The 8309-nt window shown below is 64.6% G+C and carries 8 protein-coding genes and 2 pseudogenes; 6 read left to right on the top strand and 4 right to left on the bottom strand.

All coding sequences use genetic code 11. The annotated features are described in order from the left end of the window. The 3 genes and pseudogenes from IG78_RS47245 to IG78_RS0140395 form a co-directional block, all read left to right on the top strand. Positions 1-93 (top strand): annotated as a pseudogene (locus IG78_RS47245) (IS5/IS1182 family transposase); the annotation flags it as partial. Further along, positions 90-395, top strand: coding sequence for a hypothetical protein (locus IG78_RS0140400; protein WP_157856061.1), 306 nt, complete (start codon positions 90-92; stop codon positions 393-395). The pseudogene IG78_RS47245 and the gene IG78_RS0140400, both read left to right, overlap by 4 nt. Before the next feature lie 358 nt (positions 396-753). Further along, positions 754-993, top strand: coding sequence for a hypothetical protein (locus tag IG78_RS0140395; RefSeq protein WP_249926166.1), 240 nt, complete (start codon positions 754-756; stop codon positions 991-993). A gap of 83 nt (positions 994-1076) precedes the next feature. On the opposite strand, the gene IG78_RS43495 is transcribed toward IG78_RS0140395, so the two are convergent. The 4 genes from IG78_RS43495 to IG78_RS52050 all read right to left on the bottom strand — a co-directional run bounded on the left by IG78_RS43495 (position 1077) and on the right by IG78_RS52050 (position 5929). Next, positions 1077-1901 (bottom strand): transposase, encoded by an 825-nt coding sequence (locus IG78_RS43495; RefSeq protein WP_078965962.1) that lies wholly within the window; start codon positions 1899-1901, stop codon positions 1077-1079. 162 nt (positions 1902-2063) lie between these two features. Next, entirely contained in the window at positions 2064-3848 is a 1785-nt protein-coding gene (locus IG78_RS0140385) for a reverse transcriptase/maturase family protein (protein ID WP_030574523.1), read from the bottom strand. A 363-nt stretch (positions 3849-4211) separates the two neighbouring features. Beyond that, positions 4212-5096 carry an ISL3 family transposase gene (locus IG78_RS0140380; RefSeq protein WP_157856060.1) on the bottom strand — a complete coding sequence of 295 codons (885 nt, stop codon included), beginning with the start codon at positions 5094-5096 and terminating at the stop codon, positions 4212-4214. A gap of 284 nt (positions 5097-5380) precedes the next feature. Next, complete coding sequence (locus tag IG78_RS52050) at positions 5381-5929, bottom strand: ankyrin repeat domain-containing protein (RefSeq protein WP_225882429.1); 549 nt, start codon at positions 5927-5929, stop codon at positions 5381-5383. A gap of 98 nt (positions 5930-6027) precedes the next feature. Here IG78_RS52050 and IG78_RS0140370 point away from each other — a divergent pair, with 98 nt between their 5' ends. The 3 genes and pseudogenes from IG78_RS0140370 to IG78_RS0140360 all read left to right on the top strand — a co-directional run. After that, positions 6028-7029, top strand: coding sequence for a S66 peptidase family protein (locus IG78_RS0140370; protein WP_225882428.1), 1002 nt, complete (start codon positions 6028-6030; stop codon positions 7027-7029). 618 nt (positions 7030-7647) lie between these two features. Next, entirely contained in the window at positions 7648-8040 is a 393-nt protein-coding gene (locus IG78_RS49935) for a hypothetical protein (RefSeq protein WP_157856059.1), read from the top strand. A gap of 28 nt (positions 8041-8068) precedes the next feature. After that, a pseudogene (locus IG78_RS0140360) lies at positions 8069-8309 on the top strand (hypothetical protein); the annotation flags it as partial.

Raw genomic sequence — 8309 nt, 5'->3', positions numbered from 1 at the left:
CTCCATCGCCGCTACGAACGCAAGGCCGAGCACTTCCTCGCCTTCACCAGCATCGCCTGCACCCTCATCTGCTACCGCAGACTAGCCAAATGAGATGGCATCTTAGACCGGCCAGCGACGACACGATGCTCCTCGTCCGTATCGACCCCGAGGAGCCCTACTACGCCAACATCACCGCCAACCCCCTGCGCGACACCGGCATCACCGTGGACATCACCGACCAACTGCAAGAGGAGATCGACACCGAGTGGACGTGGGCCGACCACCCGATGACCTGGCTCGACCGCGACGGCATCCGGCTCGTATCCGCAGACGCCCAGAAGATCCACGACGACATCCAGTCCGGCCGCCTCACCATCCACCTGTTCTTGGGGCAGTTCAGATCTGTCTCATGAGGTGTCGCTCGGGCTGATGAAGGTGGTCCTGGAGCCCCTCCGCCCGCTGGTTGTTGGCTGTGGAGGTCTGAGCGAGCTCTGGTCCACTTCGTGTGGTTGTGCACTCTGAGTGAAGGCTTATATAGGAAGTAGACCAGCAGTCCCTGTAACGAGAACGAGCCTGTGGTCAGTTCTCCGTCTCCGCTACCGACAGCTCATTGAGTATCCGTACTCATGTACAGGGTCCGTCACAGCCGCATGCTGACCTCATGCGGTTAACAGACTGTCTTGGGCACCGGTGGTGAGGATGGGACGCGGAAAAGGCCCGTCGACTGGTCAACAGGTTGGGGTCGGCCTGGCGCTCCTCATCCTCGACTTGATGGTCATCGCTTGGTTGGTGTTCGGCTATGGGGTGGCCGGCTGGGCCGACAGCTATGACCAGGACAACTCGCCCGGTGCGCCCAAGATGGCGTGGCAGGGAATGTGGCTCCTGGTCGGTGGTGCAGTCGTCACAGGCGGCGGCCTCCTTGCCCTGCGGTGGCGAGCCCCGGGCATCATGCAGTTGATTGTCCTGGGAATCGGAGCAGGACTGCTCGCTGCCTTGGCCCATTCTGATTAGGGGGCCTCTGTCAAGGAACTACCCTCCGCATCGCCAACCTGCCCGTCGTTCACCAGCGTGGCCGTAGGGCAGGGAGAGCCTGGTCACGCCAATAGGACTCGCTTGCGTAGGAGTTCGAATCCTGCGCGGCCGAACATCTGGCGCTTGAGCATCTTGATCCTGTTGACATGGCCCTCCACGACGCCGGAGTTCCAGGAGAGGGTGAGGCCGGCGGTGACGGCGTCGAGGTCGCGCAGGAGGTGCTGAGCGAAGTGGCGGAGGCTGGGCAGTTCGGCGGTGGCGGAGGCTGCTTCGATCCATTCGGGGAGCCGGTCGCCTTGCAGGTGAGTGAGCATGTGGGCGAAGGAGCGCACGTGCTCGGCGAGTGTTGTCAGTTCGGAGCAGTTGGCCAAGGCGGCTTTGAGATGGAGCTGGTCGCCTTCGGGTAGAGCGTCGGGGTGCGTGAGGATCCAGCGCGTGACGGCGCGGGCCGATGGCGGCCGGGGGCCGACCGGTTGGGGCTTGCCTCGAAGAGTCCTGCTGACGTAGTCACGGACGCTGGCGTATCCGCGTGGATAGCCCTGTTCCTTGATCTCCTCCCACAGTTTCCAGGCGTTGGTGCAGCCTTCCTGCCAGCGCTGATCGATGTAGGGCTTGTAGTCGTCGAGCCTGGTCGCACGGCTTTGCCACTGGCCGGTGAACATCTCCTCCGGGGTGGTGGCGCGGGAGAAGCGCAGGGTGGTGTTGAGGGTCATGCCGAGTTGCCGGGCGACGGATCGCTTGCTGTGTCCAGCGGCGAGGAGAGCGTGGATGGTGGCGTGCTTGGCGCGGGTGCGTTCGGCGAACCGGTGCCCTGTCGGCCAGGGCGACAGGGCGGCCGGCTCCGCCTCTTCCTGCGATTCTTCCGGATGCGCCGGCGTGGGGCGCAAGCAGCCGCGGTGCCGGTAGACGCATTTCTCGGCGGCTTCTCCCAGGTTGTGCCAGAGAGTACTGGTGGGCCGTCGGCGAGGTGCCTGCTGAGCAGGCCCTTTTCCCACGGCCCCCAGCCCGAACGACGCATGCGAGTTTCCCCGCACGTCGCTCCCCAATGACTACTCCGTGTGTGCTGGGACAGGTCTCGTGCCGTGGATGTCCGCGTGGCAGCTTCCGCAGACCACCAGGGTCTTGCGCTTCCGCGCGGCCATGAGATCTGCCCACGGCGGCCGGTTATCCGTTCGTCCGAGGTCGGCGAGTTTGGCGACGTGGTGGACTTCCACCTCGTCGACGCGCCCGCAGGACTCGCACCGTCCGGCGAGGAGCCGGGTGACCAGCTCCTTGCGTTTGGTGTTGACCGGGGCCAGCCGACGGTCAGTGATGACCGTCTTCTTGTTCTGTCGCAGCGGGATCCCGCCGAACCGTCCAACCAGTGGTTTCCTGCCGATGCGTTCGACGCGGGCCTCGAAGCACTTGCGCATCCCGTGCGGCGTCTCGATGGTGGCCGCGTACTTGCGGGCCATCTTCGACACCGACGAGCGGTGCTTGTTGGCGAGCGTCATCAGCATCGAGGTCTCCATGACCCATTGCAGCCGGGCGAGTCGAAAGACGTCGCCGGCCAGCAGGTAGTACTGGACGATGCCGCGGTACTCGGACCCGTAGGTGCTGAGGATGATGTGGTCGTCCTGGTTCAGCAGTTCGGGCCGACGCGCGGGTTTGCCGCGCTCCTTGTACTGGGCCTGCTTGGCAACTACCACCGAACGTGGGACACGCAGTCGGATGGTCCCATTGACAGAGCGGCGTCTGCCGGAGACCTTCCGGTCGTTGTGCAGCACGGTGATGTCGTAGCCGAGGAACCTTGCTGCCCGGGTGCGGGCGTGCGTGATCAGCGTCTTCTCCGGCGACATGTCCAACTCGAGTTCCTCACGCAGGAACTGTGCCAGCCGCTGTTTGATTTCCTCGGCTTCAGCTTTCGGTCCGGCAAAACCGAGTAGCGTGTCGTCAGCATAGCGCACATACCTCAGCCGCCGATACCCGGGATCGCGAGGATCCCCGCTCGGCATGCTGTGGAGTTGCTTGCGAAGTCTCCGCACCGTGGTGCGGTCATCTCGCTTGCGGGCACATTGAATCGCGTACCAGACCTTATGGAACTCGCGACTCTGCTTTCTGGCTCGCCCTCGGGTGTACTCGGGGATCAGAACCTTCTCGACGTACTCGTCCATCTTGTGCAGGTAGATGTTGGACAGGATCGGCGAAACAACTCCGCCTTGCGGACTGCCGCTGTGCGTGGCATTCCAGATCCAGTCCTCCATGTATCCAGCCTTGAGCATGTTCCGCACCAGCCGCAGGAACCGGTTATCGCGAATCTTCTCGTCCAGGATTCGCAGCATGACCTCATGGTCGAGCCGGTCGAAGCACTGGGAGATATCACCCTCGATAAGCCAGACTGTCCCCGTCCAGGTGTTGGCCACATCGCGTAGCGCGGTGTGGCAGCCCCGGCGGGGACGGAAACCGTGAGAGAACTCCGAGAACGTCGGCTCGTAATACGCCTCAAGCAGCAGGCGGATCACCTCGCCGACGAGCTTGTCGCTCCAGGGTGGCAGGCCGAGCGGACGCAGCTTCGTACTGCCCCGCCCCTTCGGGATGTAGACCCTGCGAGCTGGGCTCCACCGATAGCGTTCGTGGCGCAGCGCGTCGATGACGTGCTCGATCTTGCCCAGCGACATGCCGTCAACGGTCTCCCCAGTGACCCCAGGCGTCATCGCCCCCTTGTTGGAGTACAGACGCCCGTAGGCCAGCAGATACAACTGCGGATTGAAGAGCTGTCGATACAGTTCATTGCACGGCAGGCCACGCATGCCGCGTTCACGGAGGACACCCAGCACCGTTTCGGCGCTCTGCATTTCACATACCTCCCGAGTCTGTGGTGTCCGATCACCTGGCCCCCTTCGCCCGATACAGACGGCTTTCCCGTCCTCCTTGGCCGGTCGTGACTCCGGCGACTACTACGGGGCCTCCGTCGCCATAGGAAGATCTCTTCCCGTAGGCGATCCCATGTTCGTCCTTGTCGTACGTCATAGCGTGATGTAGGCGCCCCACTCATCTCCTTGAATGCCCTCACTGGGCATCGCTCCGCACTCCGGAGGTTGCGTCGGCCATGGCGCAAAGCCGTCGCAGAATGCGGCGTCGGCGTCAGACATCTTCCCGACGGACTTGACCTTCAGTCTTCTGGAGATTGGGGTTCAGGCAATCCAGCTTTCACCGTGTCACGCGGGTCCCTCGACGCCCCGTCTCCAATGCCTGAGCCCAGCCGTCGATTTTCTGGCATGCTGCGGTCCCATCACCGTTTCCGGATTAGGTAAGCCATCAGACCCAAGAACCTCCCTCCAAATTCTTCCCGACTGAATCGGGGATACGACAAGGCGCCTCATGGCGCACTGCCATCGGTCAGCGACCTGGAGGGCCTGCGGGGCGCCGCGGGCGGCGCCTTCGGCGAAGAAGGGGGCCCGGTCACGGCAGATGATCTCGATGCCGGGCCGCTCGGCGAGCCAGGCCGCGAGGGTGTCCACCTCCCGGTCGGGAAGGAGGTCGATCGGGCGACGTGTTTCGACGTCGACGAGCACAGTTCCGTAGATCCGGCCCTTGCGCTGGGCGTATTCGTCCACGCCGACCACGCGGGGTACGGCGGTGGCGGGGTCCGGGAGCGAGGCGATCAGCTTCAACAGGGTGTTCCTGCTGACTGGGATCTTGAAGGCATCCGTCATGAGGGCGCCTGCCCGGCCTGCCAGCGCGAGACCGACCGACACCAGCGTCGATCGCAACCGCTCAGTCCGTCGCGCGAAGGGGTGCGTGAGCCCGGGGACTTGCTCAGCGAAGGTCTTGCGCGTGCAGGAGTCGTCCGCGCAGACGAACCTCCGCACCCGTAAAGACACCACGACCAGCTTGCCCGCTGTCGGCAGATCACGAGGAAAACGCAGGTAGGAGCCATGTATGCGACTTGACCAGCATCCGCACTCCGGACAGGCCGCCTGTCCTGCGGTCGTACGAGCCTCGACTCGGACGACTCTGTCGGTCACCTCGACCGACTCAGCCAACACGCCCTCGACCGAGGAGAACAGCAGCTCATCTAGCTGCGGCAGCACTTTGTTCACGGCGAAGGACTGTCGACCACACCACCGTCCAGCCAAGCGATTTTCGAGCGACCTCAACTGCCATCACACGAAGATCAACAGTTACCCTGCGTGCACAACCACACGAAGTAGACCAGAGCCAAGAACCCGTCGACAAACGTTGCCCGCTCCCGCTTACGAAACCAGTCGGGTCGCCCGGGAGATTCCCCCCGGGCGACCCGACCTCTCAGCGCCTTCGCTGTTGGTGTCGCACCTCGGGCGAGCAGGTGCTGCACCATGCGTGCCTGTCCGAAGGGGCCGCCCATTCAAGGGGTGTCTTGTCCTTCATCCCCGTTGATGTCCGCTCCATGACGCAGGAGCAAGTCCACGGTCTGAGGGTGGCCGTACTCCGCGGCCGTCGCTGCCAGCACCGGCGGTACGTAGCTCATCCTGCCCTGGGCGCCGAGGTGGCCGGCGACGGCCCGGGCGACTTGGGCAGCCTGTACCGAGGTCAGCCGTGGTGACGTCGTGACCGGCATGCCGTCCAGCAGCACCCGCACCGCATGGGGACGCCGCGGCGGCCCGAGCACTGCCAGCACCGCCGCGTCCACGGGGTCCGTGCGCCGCCACTTCACCCAGGCCCGGGGCAGGCGCGGGTTGTAGGGGTTGTCCCAGCGGCGCGAGACGATCCCCTCTACCCCCCGCTTATGTCGGCAGAGACCGTGTCCCGCGCAGGTCGTGTTGCTTTTACACCAGGTCTGGGCCTTCGGCTCGTGTCGCGTTGCGCTGACCCATCGTGTCCCCTTTTCCTGCATGGGCAGCGTGACTGAGATCATGTTCAAAGGTGGCTGGAACGACAGGCGAACGTACGGCATTGGGCAGAGGGATCCTTCCGTGGAGAGGGCAGTTGATCGAAAAATGCGTAGCCCGGCGCTGATGGCGTCGGGATACTGCCGCAGTGACCCTTACTGAGGTGCCCCAACTGCTGCGGCCTCGTGTACTGGAGCCCGGAGACCTCGTCGTCATCGCGGCGCTGTCCGGACCGCTCCACCCTCCATACGCGCCCGATCTCGAACGGGCGGTGGCGGAGCTCGAGGGGATGGGATTCCGTGTGCGTCTCGCGCCGATCCTCGAAGCCGGACGGCCCCGTTGGTGGAGCGCTGCGCGGCCGGACAAGATAGCCGAGGAGTTCAACGGTCTGCTGCGTGATCCCGAGGTGCGCGCGATCGTCGCGCACGATGGTGGCCACACGGTGTTCGGATACCTCGACCTGATCGACTTCGACGCGATCACGGCCGACCCCAAGCCGATCCTCGGCCTCAGCGACATTTCACTGCTGCACCTGGTGCTCTACGCACGTACCGGCCTGGTCGGATTCCATACCGATGTGGCCACGCCCGGCCTCGGCGGGCACTGGCAGAGAGCGTCCGCAGCCCGCCGGGGCGAGCTGAGGAAGCTGTACTCGACGCTGCTGACCAGCACGGAACCGATCGGTGCGCTGCCCGCCGATCCGGCGTGGGAGTGCTGGCGCGCCGGGCGTGCCGAAGGTCCGCTGATCGGCGGGGTCATCAACCGCATCGTGCTCGCGCAGGCGACACCCTTCGCGCTGCCGCTCGAATGCTTCGACGGCGCAGTGCTGTTCTGGGAGGAGCTGGGCGGCCAAGCCTCGTACGTGTGGAACTACCTGCAGATCATGAGGCACAGCGGCATTCTCGACCGGATCTCCGGCATGGTCGTGGGCGTTCCGGAGGCGATCGACGGACTCGACTCGCCCGAAGGCTCGCCGACCCTGGCCGAGCTCGTCCTCGACGTCCTTGGAGACCGTGACATTCCGGTCCTGGGCAACGTCGAGGTGGGACACGCGGGCGCGAATCTGCCGATGCCGGTCGGTATCCGCGTCGCCCTCGATGCGCAGCAGCGGACGCTGTCGCTGCTCGAACCGGCGGTGCGGCCACGCACGGGCGATGTCGGCTGATCCATCGTGGCAGCGAGTACCGATTTTCGTGATTCATCCCATGAAATGGTCTGCCGACGCTGTCGGCTATGGTGAAGGCATGTGTTGCTGCGTTGCCATGACCACCCTTACCGCCGCTTAGCGGCGGTACCTGCGGTGCCCATAACCGCGGCCTCGTTGCTGACCCCGGCCGGGGCCAGTGCCACGACGTACCGCCAGATCAGTGTCCTGCTGGCAGCCACTCGCTTATTGCTGTGCTGCCGGGCCATCCTGCCTGATCAGGGGAGTCATGTCTCAGTCGCAGCGCTTCGATTCACAGCACAAAACCCCATCCCCTTGCCCGCATGGAGCCATCCGCATGCCCTCCCGGGACTGATCCACAGGTCTTGAGCATTGCTCCGTTTCCACCAGCCTGGGCAGTGGCCAGCCAGGACGGTGAAGAGTTTGTGGGCAGTGGCGGGTGTTGCATCGCTGTAGGGGTGGATACGCGGGCCGCCGCGTGCCTTTGCCGTAGCGGATCGTTCCTTCTGCCTGATGGTGCACTCGCCTGGGTGAACTTGGCGGAGTGGCAGTGGAAACGGCTGGATGGCTCCCTGATTCTGTGATCAGCAGCAGTGGGCCGGTGAGGGGAATGCGCTCGTGAAACGGCAGCTTGGCATCGTGGGTGCAGTCCTCGTGCTGGCGGCAGGCAGCATTGGGATGGCGCCCGAACATACCCGAGATCCCAATGGGTGCGGGAAGACGGATCGTGGCTGGCTGTGCATGGGCAGCCCTGCGGGCGGTCACAGGCCGGGGGTCTATAAGTCCAGCTACGCCCGCCATCAAGGTGCTGAGATCACCGTGAAGCTGGGGTACGAGATCAAGATGAAGCGCACGGGGGTCATCGCGGAGTCCAAGTGGCTGGGCACCAAGAAGACGCGCAACGGCTACGCGGCCTTCAGTAAGCGGCTTCCGATGGAGGATGACGCGTGCATCCGTGCCAAAATGAGGCACAACGGGAAGAAGTACATCTCGAAGTACCTTTCCTGCTAGGGCTTTCGGACCGGCTGGGGGGTGGCCCGTGTGGCGCATCGTCTTCTATGTGAACACCTGGACGGTGTCCCTGTTCCTTATTGCCGTCGCTGGTGCGGGTGTTGGTCTCGGGGTCTGGCGCCGTTCCTCGCCGCACCGCCAGCGCCGGGCCGCCCGGGTGCTGTGGCTGGCGTGCCTGGCTACGGTGCTGGCGCTCACCGTCATCCCGGACCAGTCCCTTGGTTCCGGCGTCCCCTACGTGGCGATGGTCCCGGGCGAAGGGCTGTGGC

The sequence above is a fragment of the Streptomyces aureocirculatus genome, assembly GCF_000720475.1.
Taxonomy (GTDB): domain Bacteria; phylum Actinomycetota; class Actinomycetes; order Streptomycetales; family Streptomycetaceae; genus Streptomyces; species Streptomyces aureocirculatus.
This window is presented reverse-complemented; position numbering and strand designations above follow the sequence as displayed.

Excerpts from the sequence above, each read along its gene's own strand:
- IG78_RS0140400 (WP_157856061.1), top strand. The coding sequence starts at position 90 with ATGAGATGGCATCTTAGACCGGCCAGCGACGACACGATGCTCCTCGTC.
- IG78_RS52050 (WP_225882429.1), bottom strand. The coding sequence starts at position 5,929 with ATGCCGTACGTTCGCCTGTCGTTCCAGCCACCTTTGAACATGATCTCA.
- IG78_RS0140385 (WP_030574523.1), bottom strand. The coding sequence starts at position 3,848 with ATGCAGAGCGCCGAAACGGTGCTGGGTGTCCTCCGTGAACGCGGCATG.
- IG78_RS0140395 (WP_249926166.1), top strand. The coding sequence starts at position 754 with ATGGTCATCGCTTGGTTGGTGTTCGGCTATGGGGTGGCCGGCTGGGCC.